Annotated in this window: 13 protein-coding genes; 12 read left to right on the forward strand and 1 reads right to left on the reverse strand. The window is 64.9% G+C overall.

Annotated features, from left to right (window positions below; genetic code table 11):
• Positions 1-20: 20 nt before the first annotated feature.
• Together LY284_RS30095 and LY284_RS30100 are read left to right on the forward strand one after the other, a co-directional pair.
• Positions 21-1232, forward strand: coding sequence for a putative DNA modification/repair radical SAM protein (locus tag LY284_RS30095; protein WP_233389779.1), 1212 nt, complete (start codon positions 21-23; stop codon positions 1230-1232).
• Positions 1232-2659 carry a UdgX family uracil-DNA binding protein gene (locus tag LY284_RS30100; protein WP_233389781.1) on the forward strand — a complete coding sequence of 476 codons (1428 nt, stop codon included), beginning with the start codon at positions 1232-1234 and terminating at the stop codon, positions 2657-2659. The genes LY284_RS30095 and LY284_RS30100 overlap by 1 nt, the downstream gene beginning before the upstream one ends.
• 21 nt (positions 2660-2680) lie before the next feature.
• Here the strand turns inward: LY284_RS30100 and LY284_RS30105 are convergent, their stop codons facing one another.
• Positions 2681-3469, reverse strand: coding sequence for an SDR family NAD(P)-dependent oxidoreductase (locus LY284_RS30105; protein WP_053571572.1), 789 nt, complete (start codon positions 3467-3469; stop codon positions 2681-2683).
• Between the two features lie 212 nt (positions 3470-3681).
• Between LY284_RS30105 and LY284_RS30110 the strand changes: the two genes are divergently transcribed.
• From LY284_RS30110 to LY284_RS30155, 10 genes are all read left to right on the forward strand, one after another.
• Positions 3682-4539, forward strand: a complete 858-nt coding sequence (locus tag LY284_RS30110) for a hypothetical protein (protein ID WP_233389783.1) — start codon at positions 3682-3684, stop codon at positions 4537-4539.
• Positions 4540-4722: 183 nt separating this feature from the next.
• Positions 4723-5526 carry a DUF4410 domain-containing protein gene (locus LY284_RS30115; protein WP_233389785.1) on the forward strand — a complete coding sequence of 268 codons (804 nt, stop codon included), beginning with the start codon at positions 4723-4725 and terminating at the stop codon, positions 5524-5526.
• An 87-nt stretch (positions 5527-5613) separates the two neighbouring features.
• Positions 5614-6885: a cardiolipin synthase gene (cls, locus tag LY284_RS30120; RefSeq protein ID WP_233389787.1), complete on the forward strand. Its 1272-nt coding sequence runs from the start codon at positions 5614-5616 to the stop codon at positions 6883-6885.
• Between the two features lie 106 nt (positions 6886-6991).
• The gene (locus LY284_RS30125) at positions 6992-9070 is read left to right on the forward strand and encodes a bifunctional diguanylate cyclase/phosphodiesterase (RefSeq protein WP_233389789.1); all 2079 of its coding nucleotides are present in this window, start codon (positions 6992-6994) and stop codon (positions 9068-9070) included.
• A 180-nt stretch (positions 9071-9250) separates the two neighbouring features.
• Complete coding sequence (locus LY284_RS30130; protein ID WP_233389790.1) at positions 9251-10003, forward strand: SDR family NAD(P)-dependent oxidoreductase; 753 nt, start codon at positions 9251-9253, stop codon at positions 10001-10003.
• A 21-nt stretch (positions 10004-10024) separates the two neighbouring features.
• On the forward strand, positions 10025-11173 hold the full coding sequence (locus LY284_RS30135) for an acyl-CoA dehydrogenase family protein (RefSeq protein ID WP_233389792.1): 1149 nt from the start codon (positions 10025-10027) through the stop codon (positions 11171-11173).
• Positions 11174-11182: 9 nt separating this feature from the next.
• Positions 11183-11695, forward strand: a complete 513-nt coding sequence (locus LY284_RS30140; protein ID WP_233389794.1) for a MaoC/PaaZ C-terminal domain-containing protein — start codon at positions 11183-11185, stop codon at positions 11693-11695.
• A 14-nt stretch (positions 11696-11709) separates the two neighbouring features.
• Positions 11710-12504, forward strand: a complete 795-nt coding sequence (locus LY284_RS30145) for a citryl-CoA lyase (RefSeq protein WP_233389796.1) — start codon at positions 11710-11712, stop codon at positions 12502-12504.
• Positions 12505-12520: 16 nt separating this feature from the next.
• Positions 12521-13714, forward strand: coding sequence for an acyl-CoA dehydrogenase family protein (locus LY284_RS30150; protein WP_233389798.1), 1194 nt, complete (start codon positions 12521-12523; stop codon positions 13712-13714).
• A gap of 9 nt (positions 13715-13723) precedes the next feature.
• The gene (locus LY284_RS30155) at positions 13724-14845 is read left to right on the forward strand and encodes an acyl-CoA dehydrogenase family protein (protein WP_233389799.1); all 1122 of its coding nucleotides are present in this window, start codon (positions 13724-13726) and stop codon (positions 14843-14845) included.
• Positions 14846-14906 lie beyond the last annotated feature (61 nt).

Consider the following 14906-nt stretch of genomic DNA (forward strand, 5'->3'; position numbering starts at 1 on the left):
CATACAGTATAGCCTTCAAGATGGATCTCTCCGAAAAGCTCGAAATTCTCGCCGACGCCGCCAAGTACGACGCGTCGTGCGCGAGCGGCGGCGCGCCCAAGCGCGAGTCGCGCGGCATCGACGGCCTTGGCGCCAGCACCGGCTCGGGCATCTGCCACAGCTTCACGCCGGACGGGCGCTGCGTCTCGCTGCTCAAGATTTTGCTGACGAACTTTTGTCTGTACGACTGCCGCTATTGCATCAACCGCCGCTCGAGCAACGTGCCGCGCGCGCGCTTCACGCCCGAAGAAGTCGTCAGCCTGACGCTCGATTTTTACCGCCGAAATTACATCGACGGCCTGTTTTTGAGTTCCGGCGTGATTCGTTCGTCGAACTACACGATGGAGCAACTCGCGCTCGTCGCGAAGATGCTGCGCGAGAAGCACCAGTTTCGCGGCTACATCCATTTGAAGACGATTCCGGACGCCGACCCCGAACTCATCGCGCAGGCGGGGCGTTACGCGGATCGCCTGAGCGTGAACATCGAGTTGCCGACGGAGATCAGCCTCGAACGTCTCGCGCCGGAAAAAAGCGGCCGCACGATCAAGCTGGCGATGGGCAATATCCGCGTCGCGCGCGAGGAATCGGAAGCGGAGCCGCGCGCGCCGCGTTTCGCGCCGGCGGGGCAGAGCACGCAGATGATCGTCGGCGCGGACGAAACCGACGACCGCACCATCCTCGGCACCGCCGAAACGCTGTACGGCTCGTATCAGTTGAAGCGCGTCTATTACTCGGCGTTCAGCCCGATTCCCGACAGCCCGTCGGGCGTGCCGTCCAAAGCGCCGCCGCTGTTGCGCGAGCATCGGCTGTATCAGGCGGATTTTCTGATGCGCGGCTACGGCTTCGGCGCGGCCGAATTGCTCGGCGAGGCCGGCAACCTTCCGCTCGATGTCGATCCGAAGCTCGCGTGGGCGCTCGCGCATCGCGAACGCTTTCCCGTCGACCTGAACGCCGCGCCCGCCCGCATGATCGCGCGCGTGCCGGGCATCGGCATGCGCAACGCGAAGCGCATCGTCGAATTGCGGCGTGCGCGGCGCGTGCGCTATCACGATCTCGTGCGGCTGCGCTGCGGCATGGACAAGGTGAAACCGTTCATCGTCACGGCGGATTACCGGCCGCCGCTCACCGAGGCGTCGTCGGACGATTTGCGGCGCGCGCTCGCCACGGGTCCGGTGCAGCTTTCGCTGATCTGATGCGCGTCATCGCCATCGACGACGATTTCGACGCCTGGCGCGCCGCCGCGCTCGATGCGCTCGCGCAAGGGCTGACGCCCGAGTCGGTCGACTGGCGCACGTCGCAGGCGGCGCCCGCGTTGTTCGGCGACACCGCGGCGCATGTCGCTTCGGCCGACGCGCCGCAGATCCGCGTGTCGCGCGAACTCGCGGCGCTATTGAAAGACGCCGCCCATTTCCGCGATGCGCGCCGCTGGAGTTTTCTGTATCGCGTGCTGTGGCGCTGGGCGCGGGGCGACCGCGCGGCGGCATCGCCCGCGGACGAGGACGGCGCGCGTCTCTACAAGATGGCGAAGGCCGTGCGCCGCGCGCAGCACGACATGATCGCGTATGTGCGCTTTCGCCAGCGTGACGCGTCGCTCGGCGCGCCCGAGTACGTTGCCTGGTACGAGCCGGACCACGACGTGCTCGCCTGGGGCGCGGAGCATTTCGCGGCGCGCATGGGCCGCTCGACGTGGCTCATCGCGACGCCCGACGGCGCGGCCCTGTTCGACGGCGAACGCCTGCAACTGGAGCGCCGCCGCGCGCTGGCATCGGAATACGCGAGCCAACATTCGCCCGATACGCCCGACGCCGCCGAAGCGCTCTGGATGACCTACTACCGCAGCATTTTCAATCCCGCGCGCCTGAACGAATCCGCGCTCGAACAGCACATGCCCGTGCGCTTCTGGAAAGGCTTGCCCGAAGGCGCGCTCATTCCGCAACTCGTGAGCGATGCGCGCGGCGGCGCACGGCGCGTCGCGCAGGCGCCGCGCGTGGGCGCGCTCGGCGGCAAGGCGGTTCAGGTCGAAGCGAGCGAAGCGCAGCCCGAACGCGATGCGCCCACCTCGCTCGATACGTGCCGCCGCTGCGATCTGTGGCGCAACGCGACGCAGGCCGTGGGCGGCGCGGGGCCGGCGGATGCGCGCATCATGCTGCTCGGCGAGCAGCCGGGCGATCAGGAGGATCTGAAGGGCGAGCCGTTCGTCGGGCCGGCGGGACAATTGCTCGACGACGCGATGCAACGCGCCGGCGTGCCGCGCGAGCAGGTCTATCTGACCAACGCGGTGAAGCATTTCAAATGGGAGCCGCGCGGCAAGCGCCGTCTGCACAAGACGCCCGCGCAGCAGGAAGTCGAGGCGTGTTCGTACTGGCTCGATCAGGAATTGCAGCGCACCGGCGCGCGCGTGATCGTCACGCTCGGTGCGACCGCACTCTCGGCGCTGTTCGGCAGGCGCGCGACGCTCTCGGCGCACATCGGGCGGGTCGTGCCGTACGGCGACAGGCTCGTCGTCGCGACCTATCACCCGTCGTATGCGCTGCGGCAGAACGACGAGGCCGCGCGCGAGCGAACCGTCGCGGCCATCGTCGCCGCGCTCGACCAGGCGCGCGAACTCGCGTCGAAATAACGTCGAAGCAGCGGCGCGCGCTCAGAACGCCGCGCGCACGACGCCGCCGTCCGCGCGCAAGGCCGCGCCGTTCGTCGCCGACGACAATTCCGAGCACACGTAAGCCACCGTGTTGGCGATTTCCTCGGGCGTGATGAAACGCTTGAGAATCGAGGTCGGGCGTGCTTCTTCGAAGAACTGCTTTTCGAAGGTGTCGAAACTTTGCCCGCCCGAGAGCTTTTCGACGAAATCGGTGACGCCTTCGGAGCTCGTCGGCCCCGGCAGCACCGAATTGACCGTGACGCCCGTGCCCGCGCACGTTTCCGCGAGTCCGCGCGAAAGCGCGAGCTGCGCCGTTTTCGTGAGCCCGTAATGAATCATCTCGACGGGAATCTGAATGCCGCTCTCGCTGCTGATGAACACGACGCGGCCCCAGTTTTTCTCCTTCATCTTCGGCAGATACGCGCGCGAGAGCCGCACGCCCGACATCACGTTCACGTTGAAAAAGCGCAGCCATTCGTCGTCGGAAATTTCCTCGAAAGGCTTCGGATCGAAGATGCCCATGTTGTTCACGAGGATATCGACGTGAGGGAAGCGCTGCACGAGCGCGTCGACCTGCGCGGCGTCCGATACGTCGCCCGCGAAACCTTCGGCCTGCGCGTTCGGCACGAGCTCGCGCAGCTTCGCGAGCGCCGCATCGACGGACGCCTGCGAGCGGCCGTTGACGATCACGCGCGCACCTTCGCGCGCGAGCGCCACGGCGATGGCGTGACCGATGCCCTTCGTCGATCCGGATACGAGCGCGAGCTTGTTGGCGATCTTGAGATCCATGTGTGCTCCTTTGGGAAAGGTGTTGCGGAATGCGTCGAGAACGTGCGCGACGCGTTCCGACGATGTTAACCAGAAGCAGCCTGTTGTGCACAAAACATGCCGAACGTCGTCTTTATGGCGAGGCCGCTTAGGAACTATCTAGTTAGGATGACAAATAGAGGCCGTTATACTTTGCGGTCCATTCCGGGCACGTCCATCGATTCAACGAGACCATGAGCGATTCCCCCACGCCAGCGCATCTATATATCGCGACGCCCAGTTACGGCGGGACCGCCGCCACGTGCTACATCAACGGCCTGCTCGATCTGACCCACACCGGGTCCAGAGAAGGACTGACCTTTACCGTGGGTTTCAACAATTTCGAGAGTCTCATCACGCGTGCGCGCAACGTGATGGTCGCCAACTTTCTCGCCGATGAACGCTTCACGCATCTCATGTGGATCGACAGCGACATCGGCTTCACGGCTGCTGACGTGTTCCGGCTCCTGCATGCGGACCGGCCCGTCGCCGCAGGTGTCTATCCGCTGAAAGTTGACGGCTGGCCGGCATCCGGCCTGGCCGAAGCGTTGCCCGCGGGCACGCGCCGCGCCGATTTCCGCGCGCGCTTCTCGCGTTTCCCGGTGAGCCCGCACGCCGCATCCGGCTCCCCCGACGCAGACGGCTTCCTGGAAGTCGTCGATGTGCCCACTGGCTTCATGATGATCAAGCGGGAAGTGCTGCTCGCACTCATGCAACGTTTCCCGGAACTGCAATACAAGCCTTATCCGAGCGAGTTCGGCACAGCGGCGCGTGCCGCGAACGCCGATTTCCACTACACCTTCTTCGACACGATGATCGATCCCGAAACGGGCTTTTATCTGTCCGAGGATTACGCGTTTTGCCGGCGCGTCGCGGCGCTGGGCGTGCGTCCCGTCATCGACACCCGGTCGAATCTCGTTCATCAGGGCGGCATGAAGTTCGAAGGCGATTTCGGCCGCTGGTTCGCCGCACAGCGCGCGTCGATCGTTCCGCGCACGGGCGAATCCACGCAGATCGAGCAGCTCGGCCTGTACGGCCCGATACGCCGCTGAGCCTTGCGCCACGGGCCTTTGTGCCCGATGAAACCCCGCGACATAAATGCTCGATAGCCTCGCGCGCAGCCGTCGTTCATAGTGCGCCTGCGTGATCGAAAAACGAAGCAGCAGCGAGAAACGAGAGCCGCATCACGCATCCATCCACTCATATTCCCGGCGCGGCCGGCACGGAGATGCAACATGTCCAACTCGATCAAATTCTCGTCGCTCGGCGCAATCGTCAACAAGGCGCGTGGCGCGGCGCTGGCCGGGCTCTTCGTCGGCACGGCGGTGTTCGCGGGTTTCGCGAGCAATCCCGCGCAAGCCGCGACTCAATATAGCCAGAGCGCCAGCCAATACGTGCAGACCGCCGCCGCGCCCGCGCGCCCCGACACCATCTACGTCTACCCCTTCGCCAGCGACGCAAGCGAGGTCAAGCTCGACAATCACGGCATGATCTCGAAGATCGGCTCGGCGTTTTCGGGCGATTCGCAGGCGCAGAAAGAAGCGCAGGACGCCATCGCGGCGCGCGAGGAAGTCGCCAACGAAATCGTCGCGAAACTTCAGTCGATGGGCCTGCGCGCCGTGCGCGCCGACGTGCCGCCGCCGCAAGACCAGAACGTGCTCGTCGTGGAAGGCAACTTCAGCACGATCGACGCCGGCAATCGCCGCCGCCGCGTGCTGATCGGTCTCGGCGCGGGCGAAAGCAAGGTCGGCGCGACCGTCCAGCTCGTCTACAAGCCCGCGCACGGCACGCCGCAATTGCTCGAACAGTTCGACGCGAACGCCGACAGCGGCCACATGCCGGGCGTGGCGGAAATGGCGGGCGTCGGCGCGGTGGCCGGCCATGTCGCGACCTCGCTCGCGGTGTCGGGCGGGGTGCACGGCCTGTCGGAGAAGAAGCACGCGGATGTGTCGTCGGACGAGAAGCGCCTCGGCGACAGCATCGCCAAGCAGATCGCCAAACTCGGCCAGGATCAGGGCTGGATGCCGGCGAAGAGCTAAGGGGCGGATCAGGCAAGCACGGAACGCGCGGTCCGGAACGTGCTTAAACTAGACTTCCGGACGAATGTTCGCTTCGCGAGGCCGCGCATGCCGACGATTGCCCTGATAGTCCTGACGGTGGTGGCGACGCTCGCCGTCGTGCTCGTGATCGCGAACCTGACGAGCGGCGAGAAGAAAATCGAGCACAAGATCGAACGCCTGTACGGCAGCCACGATCCGCAATTCATCCGCTCGATGGGCCTGCTGCTCGGCCCGCCCGTGATCGGCGGCAACCGCTTCCAGGTGCTCGTGAACGGCGACGCGATTTTCCCGTCGATGCTCGAAGGCATCCGCTCGGCGCGGGCGACGATCACCTTCGAGACGTTCATCTACTGGTCGGGCGCGATCGGCGAGGATTTCGCCCGCGCATTGTCGGAGAAGGCGCGCGAGGGCGTCGCCGTGCATGTCCTGCTCGACTGGGTGGGCTCGTCGAAGATGGACAAGCGCTATCTGCGCATGCTGCGCGAGGCGGGCGCGGAAGTGATCCAGTATCACAAGCCGCACTGGACCGGCCTCGGGCGCATGAACGACCGCACGCACCGCAAGTTGCTCGTGATCGACGGGCGTATCGGCTTCACGGGCGGCGTCGGCATTGCCGAGGAATGGACCGGGCACGCGCAGGACGAAAAGCACTGGCGCGACACGCATTTTCGCCTCGAAGGCCCGGCGGTCGGGCAGATGCAGGCCGTCTTCATGGACAACTGGGTCAAGGCGACCGGCAACGTGCTGCATGGCGCGAACTATTTTCCGGAAATCGACGCCGCGGGCGACGGCCTCGCGCACATGTTCAGCAGTTCGCCTTCGGGCGGCAGCGACGACATGCAATTGATGTATCTCATGGCGATCACCGCCGCGACGCGTTCCATTCATTTGTCGAGCGCGTACTTCGTGCCGGACAAGCTGACGATCAACGCGATCGTCGAGGCGGCGCGGCGCGGCGTCGAGGTGCGCATCATCACGCCGGGCAAGCGCATCGACACGCACACCGTGCGCGAGGCGTCGCGCGCGTGCTGGGGCGATCTGCTCGCGGCGGGCGTCGAGATGTTCGAGTATCAGCCGACGATGTTCCACTGCAAGCTCATCGTCGTCGACGAGTATCTGGTGTCGGTCGGCTCGACCAATTTCGACAGCCGCTCGTTCAAGCTCAACGACGAAGCCAACCTCAATATCTACGATCGCGATTTCGCGCGCCAGCAGACCGCGATTTTCGACGACGACGTCACCCACGCGAAACGCATCACGCTCGATGACTGGCGCCGCCGTCCGCTTGCTGAAAAGCTCATCGAACGCATCGTCGCGCTGCTCGATTCGCAGCTTTGACGTTTGCGCGCCACGCGCCGCGAATATTCACTGTTTCGAGCCTAAAGAAGCACGCCTGCAAGCCGATAAGACGCTCACGCAAACAAGTCTCCGGCTACTGGCAGCTATGCACGGCACCTACAACTTCTGGCTGGTCGCGGCATCGCTGGTCGTGGCGACGCTCGCTTCCTTCACCGCGCTCGATATCTCCGGCCGCATCGCGATGCTCTCGCAGTCGCGCATGCGGCATGTCTGGCTCGCGGGCGGCGCGGCGTCGATGGGCATCGGCATCTGGTCGATGCATTTCATCGGCGTGCTCGCGTTCGAACTGCCGATTCCGCTCGGCTACGATCTGAAGATCACCGCCGCGTCGCTCGGCATCGCCGTGCTCGTGTCGTTTTTCGCGCTCCATGTCATCACGAGCAGGCGGCTCACCGCGCGCCGCATTCTCACGAGCAGCCTGCTGATGGGCGCGGGCATCGCGGCCATGCACTATACGGGCGATGCCGCGATGCGCATGCAGCCGGCGATCCAGTACGATCCGTGGCTCTTTGCGGCATCGATCGTGATCGCGGTGGTCGCGTCGGGCGTGGCGCTGTGGATCGCGCACACGCTGGCCGACGCGAGCCAGAAGAACGTGCTGGGCAAGCGCATCGCGTCGGCCGTGGTGATGGGCATCGCGATCACCGGCATGCATTACACGGGCAACGCGGCGGCGCAGTTTCTGCCCGGCTCGATTTGCGGCGCGGCCAACGACGTCGATGCGCGCTGGCTCGCCACGACGATCGCGATGTTCACGCTGGCGATCCTGATCATCACGCTCGTCCTGTCGCGCTTCGATGCGCGCACGGCGCTGCTCGCCGGGTCCGTGTCGCGCCTGAACGGGCAGATCGTGCGCATGGCGACCTTCGACACGCTCACGGATTTGCCGAACCGCCGCACGATGAACGAGCGCATCGACCGCGCGATCAGGAACGCGCGGCACGACCGCAGCCGCTTCGCGATTCTCTTCATGGATCTCGACGGCTTCAAGACCATCAACGATTCGCTCGGCCATACCGTCGGCGACGAAGTGCTGAAGGCGTTCGCGCGACGGCTGCAGGAATGCGTGCGCGGCGGCGATACCGTGGCGCGTCTGGGCGGCGACGAGTTCGTCGTGATGCTGGAAAACCTCAACGCGCCGGCCGACGCCGAGAAAATGGCCGAGCGCATACTCGACACCATGCGAAAGGGCCTGCACGCGGGCAATCATCCGTTGCAGGTGATGCCGAGCATCGGCATTGCGCTGTATCCGCAGGACGGCGAGAGCGTCGAATCGATGCTCAAGCACGCCGATGTCGCGATGTACGAGGCCAAGCGCGGCGGGCGCAGCACGTATCGCTTCTTCGAGGCGAGCATGAACGAAGCGGCTTTGCGTACGATGCAGATTCAGCAGGCGCTGCACGAGGCGCTGAACGCCGGTCATTTCTATCTGCTCTTCCAGCCGAAGTTTCGCGGCAAGAGCGGCGAACTGGCGGGCGCGGAGGCGCTGATCCGGCTGGATCATCCGGAGATCGGCACCTTGACGCCGATCGAATTCATTCCAATCGCGGAACGTTCCGGGCAGATCGTGGAGATCGGCTACTGGGTCGTGCGCGAGACCTGCCGGCAACTCGCGAAATGGCGCGGCGAAGGCCATCCGCTCGTGAAGGTGGCGATCAATCTGTCGCCGCGGCAGTTGCACGAGGCGGACCTCGTCGCGCATATTCTGCGGATCGTGCGCGAGGAAGGCGTGGAGAGCGAGCAGCTCATGTTCGAGATCACCGAGACGGTGGCGATGCAGGACGCGCCGCGCACCATCGACATGATCCGCGCGTTTCAGAACAATGGCTTCGAGATCGCCATCGACGATTTCGGCACGGGCTATTCGAGTCTCGCGTATTTGCAGCGTTTTCGCGCCAAGCAGTTGAAGATCGACCGCTTCTTCACCAACGGACTCGACGAAAACGGGCAGGAAGGGCGCGCGATCGTCTCGGCGATCATCGCGCTCGCGCATTCGCTCGATATGGACGTCGTCGCGGAAGGCGTCGAAACCGGATCGCAACTCGACCGGCTGCAGGACATGATGTGCGATGAAATGCAGGGTTTCCTGCTGGCCGTGCCCCTTTCGGCGGACGCATTCGGCGTGATGCTGGAAAGCGGCGCCGTCAGCGAACTCACCGCCTGATCCGCGGCGCGCCCTTCGTTCGCAAGGGCGCGCTTTCTCTTCCTCCCACCCGAATCTCCCCGCCCACCACCCGTTTTCCGCGTTGAACGCGGCGCTCCCAACTCGTAGTCTGTATCCGCACGAGTGGCGCAAGAGGTCGCGCCGCGCGTTTCGAGAAGACAGAAACGGGAGACGCAAGACATGGATTTGGGCATCAGCGGCAAGACTGCGCTCGTCACCGGCAGCGGCCGGGGCATCGGCGCCGAGGTGGCGCGCACGCTTGCGCGCGAAGGGGCGCACGTCGTCATATCCGACATCGATCTCGCCGCCGCCGAGCAGGTCGCGGCCGAGATCGAGGCGAGCGGCGCGCGCGCCATCGCGACGCGCTGCGACGTATGCGATCGCGACGCCGTGGCACGCATGGTCGCGCAGGCATCGGAGGCATTCGGCGCTGTCGATATTCTCGTCAACAACGCGGGTTTCAACAAAGACCGCTATCTCACGAAGATGGACGAGACGGAGTGGGACGCCGTGATCGACACCATCCTCAAGGGCGCGTTTCACTGCAGCCGCGCGGTGCTGGGCGGCATGATGGCCCGCAAGTGGGGGCGCATCGTGAACATTGCGTCGCGCTCGGTCTTCGGCAATCCGGGGCAGACGAATTACAGCGCCGCCAAGCTCGGCCTCGTCGGCTTCACGCGTGCGCTCTCGCTTGAGCAGGCGAAGTTCGGCATCACCGTCAACGCGGTCGCGCCCGGCTTCGTCGAAACCGAGCTGATGCGCGCCAATCCGACCTACGAAACGCTGCGCGAGAACGCCGTCGCGAGAACGCCCGTGGGCTTTCTCGGTGTGCCGGACGACATCGCGTCCGCGGTGGCGTTCATGGCGTCGGAGCGCGCGCGCTATATCTCCGGGGTCACGCTCTACGTGACCGGCGGACGTTTCTCTTCCTGATACTCGCACCGGAGATCAACGATGGACTTTGAATTCGACGCGGATCAGATCACGCTGCGCGACAGCATCCGCCGCTATCTGCGCAATGAAGTCGCGCCGCGCATCGACGAATGCGAGAAGGCGCGGCATATTCCCCTCGACGTGCTCGCGGGCGTAAGCCAGTTCGGCTATATCGGCGGAATGTTGCCCGAGGAATCGGGCGGCATGGGGCTCGACTTCGTCACCTGGGCGATGATGCTGGAGGAAGCCGGCTATTACTGGGGCTCGCTGCGCACCATCGTCAATATCACCAACGTGTTCCTGCGGCTCGTGAGCCAGCACGGCGACGCGCGGCAGAAAGCGCATTTTCTCGCGCCCGTGCTCGCCTCGGAGAAGGCCGCCTGCGTGGCGTTCAGCGAACCGAATCACGGTTCCAACCCGGCGGGCGTCGAGACGCGCGCGGAAGACAAGGGCGATCACTACCTCCTCAACGGCACGAAGCTGTGGATCACCAACGGCGTCGCGGCGGACTATGCGATCGTGCTCGCGCGCACCTACAGCGCGACCTCGGACGGCAAACCCTCGCTCTTTCTCGTCGACAAAGCGGCAACGCCCATCGATGCGCGTCTCGTCGACAAGATGGTGCTGAAGGCCTCGGGCACGTCGGAGCTCTTTCTCGAAGACATTCGCATTCCGAAAGAAAATCTGCTTGGCGAAGAAGGCACGGCGCTCAAGTCGATGGCGATCGGCCTGAACTACGGCCGCATGAACATCGCGATGGGCGCGGTCGGCGCGGCGCAGGCGGCGCTCGACCTGTCGGTCGAATATGCGAAGACGCGCAAGCAGTTCGGCAAGCCGATCGGCCAGTTCCAGCTCGTGCAAAAACATATCGTCGACATGATGGTGCGCACGGAAGCGGCGCGCGCGCTCGGTTACAAGGCTGCCGTCTCGCTGCAAAAGGGCTTGCCGTCGCGCATCGAATGCTCGATCGCCAAGCTCTATGCCGCCGAAGCCGCGCACGAAGTGGCGAAGATCGCGATCGCCGTGCACGGCGGCCTCGGCTATTCGACGGAATATCCGCTCGAACGGATTTTCCGCGACACGAGCGGCGGCGTCATTCCGGAAGGCACCGCCGAGGTGCAGACGCTCATCGTCGGGCGCGAAGTGCTCGGCATGTCGGCCATCGTATAGGAGCGCGTCATGAGCACGATGGAAGTCTGCGCACCGCACGATGTCTCGGCGCTGCGCTTTTACTGGGAAGACATGACGCCGGGCCTGCAATTCGAAACGTCGAGCCGCACCGTCACCGAAGCGGACGTGGTGAGCTTCGCGGCCTTGAGCGCGGACTATAACCGCGTGCACGTCGATGCCGAATATGCGGCGGGCACCGCGTGGGGTACGCGCATCGCGCACGGCATGCTGGTGGCGTCGATCATGTCGGGGCTCAATACGCGCACGGTAATCAATCAACTGCTGGAGCCGTCGCTCGTCGGCATGCTCGAAACGAGCTTTCGCTTTCCGCGTCCGACGCTGATCGGCGACACCATCAAGGTCAGCATCGAAGTGACGGGGCGGCGCGAGACCTCGAATGCCGCGCGGGGCATCGTCGAATTCCGGCGCGTCGCGCTCAACCAGCACGGCGACGTGGTGTGCGAATGCCTCGTGAAGATGATGGTGAGCAGGCGTCCCGGCGCGACGCCCGCCGCTCAATGAACAGGGAACGATTCATGATAAAGACGGAAATCGGCTATACGACCATCGACACGATCACCGTGCGCGGCAAGGATCTGTCGAACGAGATTCTCGGCAAGATGGATTTCATCGAAACGATGATGCTGACCATCCTGAACCGCGTGCCCGACGCGCGCGAGAAACGCATGATCAATCTGATTCTCGTGACGGCCTGCGATCACGGTCTCACGCCGAGCGCAATGAGTGCGCGGCTGACCTATCTCGGCGCGCCCGAGGCGATGCAGGCGGCGGTCGCGGCCGGTCTGCTCGGCGCGGGCAGCGTGTTTCTCGGTACGACGCAGAACGCGGCGGAAATGCTGATCGAAGCGGCGAAGGACTTGAGCGACGACGCCAGCGACGAAGCCGTGCTCGAATGCGCGCGTCAGGCGCTGGCGCGCGCGCGGGAGAAGAAGCAGCCGATCTACGGCGTGGGCCATCCGATCCATGTGAACGGCGATCCGCGCGTGGCGACGCTCGCGGGCGTCTCGCGCGAGAACGGCTACTTCGGCAAGCACTGGCGCCTGATGTTCGCGATCGAGCGCGTGTTTCGCGAGGAGCGCGGCAAGGCGCTGCCGATCAACGCGGTGGGCGCGATCGGCGCGATCATCGGCGACATGGGGCTTGATCCGCTGCTCGCGCGTGGCTTCATGCTGGTGGGGCGCGCGGCGGGGCTGATCGGCCATCTTTATGAAGAGCGCAAGGAGCCGGTCGGGCAGGCGCTCTGGGATCTCGTTCTGACGCAGGACCCGCGCAACGAGATTCCGGTGCGTGCGCAGAAGCGCGTATCGTGAACGATAAGGATTGCATATGGACATAACGTATTCGAAAGAAGATCTGGCTTTTCGCGAGGAAGTGAAGCGCTTCGTCCGGGAAAAGCTTCCGGCATCCATTCGCGACAAGGTGCTGGGTCATCGTCATCTCGGGCGCGAGGACTTCGTGCAGTGGCAGCGCATCCTGCACGCGCGCGGCTGGGGCGCGCCGGGCTGGCCGGTCGCGTTCGGCGGCACGGGCTGGACCACGCTGCAACGTCATCTGTTCGAAGTGGAATGCGCGCTCGCGGGCGCGCCGCGGCAGTTGCCGTTCGGTCTCAGCATGATCGGACCCGTGCTGATGAAATTCGGCAATGAAGCGCAGCAAAAGCGCTTCCTGCCGGGCATCCTCTCGTCGGATGAGTTGTGGTGTCAGGGCTACTCGGAGCCGGGCGCGGGTTCGGACCTCGCATCGCTCAAGACGCGCGCCGTGCGCAAGGACGATCACTATGTCGTGAACGGCCAGAAGATGTGGACGTCGTATGCGCAGTACGCGAACTGGATCTTCTGTCTCGTGCGCACCGATCCGCAGGCGAAGCCGCAAGCGGGCATTTCGCTGCTGCTCATCGACATGAAAACGCCGGGCATCACCGTGCGTCCGATCACGACGCTCGAAGGCGCGTGCGACGTCAACGAAGTCTTTTTCGACGACGTGAAAGTGCCGCTGGAGCATCTCGTCGGCGAGGAAAACGCGGGCTGGACTTACGCGAAGTATCTGCTCGGTCACGAACGCACGGGCATTGCGGGCGTCGGCAATTGTCTGCGCGAGTTGAACCTGCTCAAGCACTACGCGGCAGGCGCGCAATCGGGCGGCAAGCCGCTCATCGAGGATATCCGCGTGCGCGAGAAGATCGCGCGCGTGGAAATGGAGATCACCGCGCTGGAGATGCTGTTGCTGCGCGTGGCGACCGAGGCGCGCAGCCGTGGCGCGGGCCCGGAGGCGTCGATCCTGAAGATTCGCGGCTCGGAGTTGCAGCAGGAAATCGCCGCGCTGCAACTCGAGGTGCTGGGTCCGGACGCGTGGCCGTATGCATCGGCGTGGCTCGCGGGCGGCTTCGACGGCTGGACGCCCGGCCCCGTGCATGCGGCGGGCGTGACGGGCGGCTATCTGGAGTTGCGCAAGCCGACCATCTATGGCGGCACCAACGAAGTGCAACGCGAGATTATCGCGAAGGCAATCCTCGAACAGTGAGGCGGCAACATGGACTTTAACTACACCGAAGAGCAGCGCCAGTTGGCCGATACGCTGCGGCGCTTCAGCGAGAACGAATACACGGCGGAGCACCGGCGCACGGTCACGCGCGATCATGCGGGCCTGTGCCGCGATGCGTGGCGCGCGTATGCCGAGTTCGGCGTGCTCGGGCTCGACGTGCCGGAAGAATACGGCGGATTCGGCAACGGTGCCGCCGATGTGTTCGCCGTGCAGCGCGAAGCGGGCCGCGCGTTGCTGCTCGAACCGGTCATCGCGAGCAGCGTGATGAGCGCAAGCATGCTCGCGGCGCACGGCGGTACGCAGCTCAAGGATACGTGGCTGCCGTCGCTGGCGGATGGCCGCAAGATCGTCGTGCCGGCCTGGCAGGAGCGCGACGCGCGCTACGACTTCCGCGCGCCGAAAACCCGCGCATCGAAAGAGGGCGAAGGCTTTCGCATCGACGGCTGCAAGGTGCATGTGTGGCATGGCGGGGCGGCGGACGCGTTCATCGTCTCGGCGTGGAATGCGGATGCGCAGGCGGTAACGCTCTTTATCGTGCCCGCGAACGCGAAGGGCGTGACCGTGCGCGCGTATCCGACCGTCGATGGCCAGCAGGCGGCCGAAGTGCATTTCGATGCGGTCATCGTGCGGGCGGCGGACATGCTCGGCCATGCGCGCGACGGCGCGGACATTCTCGAAGCGGGCATCGGGCGCGGCATCGCGGCGCTGTGCGGGGCATCGGTGGGCGCGATGGAGCGCCTCATCGAAATGACGGCCGAGTATCTGAACACGCGCCGTCAGTTCGGGCAGCCGCTCGCGGCGTTCCAGGCGCTGCGTCATCGCCTGGCCGACATGATGGTGCAGAAGGAAATGGCGCTCTCGATGGCCTATTGTGCGATCGCCGCCGTGCAACAGCAGGACGCGGCGCAGCGGCGGCGCGACATCAGCGCGGCGAAGACGGTCGTCGCCAAGGCGGGGCGTTTTGTTGGCGAGCAGGCCATTCAGTTGCACGGCGGCATCGGCGTGACGGCTGAGCTTGCCGTGGGGGATTACTTCAAGTTTCTCACGGCAGCCGGGCAGATGTTCGGCGACGCGAGTCATCATACGGACCTGTACGCTCAGGCGATCTGATCGATCTGAGCTTCCTGCCTCTTACGCCCGCGTCATTCAAACGCGGGCGTTTTTCATTGCA

Source organism: Caballeronia sp. PC1, assembly GCF_021353155.1.
Lineage (GTDB): Bacteria > Pseudomonadota > Gammaproteobacteria > Burkholderiales > Burkholderiaceae > Caballeronia > Caballeronia cordobensis.

What these genes read in the sequence shown, in the direction of transcription:
- LY284_RS30095 (WP_233389779.1), top strand. Translation starts at nt 21, where the DNA reads ATGGATCTCTCCGAAAAGCTCGAAATTCTCGCCGACGCCGCCAAGTAC.
- LY284_RS30100 (WP_233389781.1), top strand. Translation starts at nt 1,232, where the DNA reads ATGCGCGTCATCGCCATCGACGACGATTTCGACGCCTGGCGCGCCGCC.
- LY284_RS30105 (WP_053571572.1), bottom strand. Translation starts at nt 3,469, where the DNA reads ATGGATCTCAAGATCGCCAACAAGCTCGCGCTCGTATCCGGATCGACG.
- LY284_RS30110 (WP_233389783.1), top strand. Translation starts at nt 3,682, where the DNA reads ATGAGCGATTCCCCCACGCCAGCGCATCTATATATCGCGACGCCCAGT.
- LY284_RS30115 (WP_233389785.1), top strand. Translation starts at nt 4,723, where the DNA reads ATGTCCAACTCGATCAAATTCTCGTCGCTCGGCGCAATCGTCAACAAG.
- cls (WP_233389787.1), top strand. Translation starts at nt 5,614, where the DNA reads ATGCCGACGATTGCCCTGATAGTCCTGACGGTGGTGGCGACGCTCGCC.
- LY284_RS30125 (WP_233389789.1), top strand. Translation starts at nt 6,992, where the DNA reads ATGCACGGCACCTACAACTTCTGGCTGGTCGCGGCATCGCTGGTCGTG.
- LY284_RS30130 (WP_233389790.1), top strand. Translation starts at nt 9,251, where the DNA reads ATGGATTTGGGCATCAGCGGCAAGACTGCGCTCGTCACCGGCAGCGGC.
- LY284_RS30135 (WP_233389792.1), top strand. Translation starts at nt 10,025, where the DNA reads ATGGACTTTGAATTCGACGCGGATCAGATCACGCTGCGCGACAGCATC.
- LY284_RS30140 (WP_233389794.1), top strand. Translation starts at nt 11,183, where the DNA reads ATGAGCACGATGGAAGTCTGCGCACCGCACGATGTCTCGGCGCTGCGC.
- LY284_RS30145 (WP_233389796.1), top strand. Translation starts at nt 11,710, where the DNA reads ATGATAAAGACGGAAATCGGCTATACGACCATCGACACGATCACCGTG.
- LY284_RS30150 (WP_233389798.1), top strand. Translation starts at nt 12,521, where the DNA reads ATGGACATAACGTATTCGAAAGAAGATCTGGCTTTTCGCGAGGAAGTG.
- LY284_RS30155 (WP_233389799.1), top strand. Translation starts at nt 13,724, where the DNA reads ATGGACTTTAACTACACCGAAGAGCAGCGCCAGTTGGCCGATACGCTG.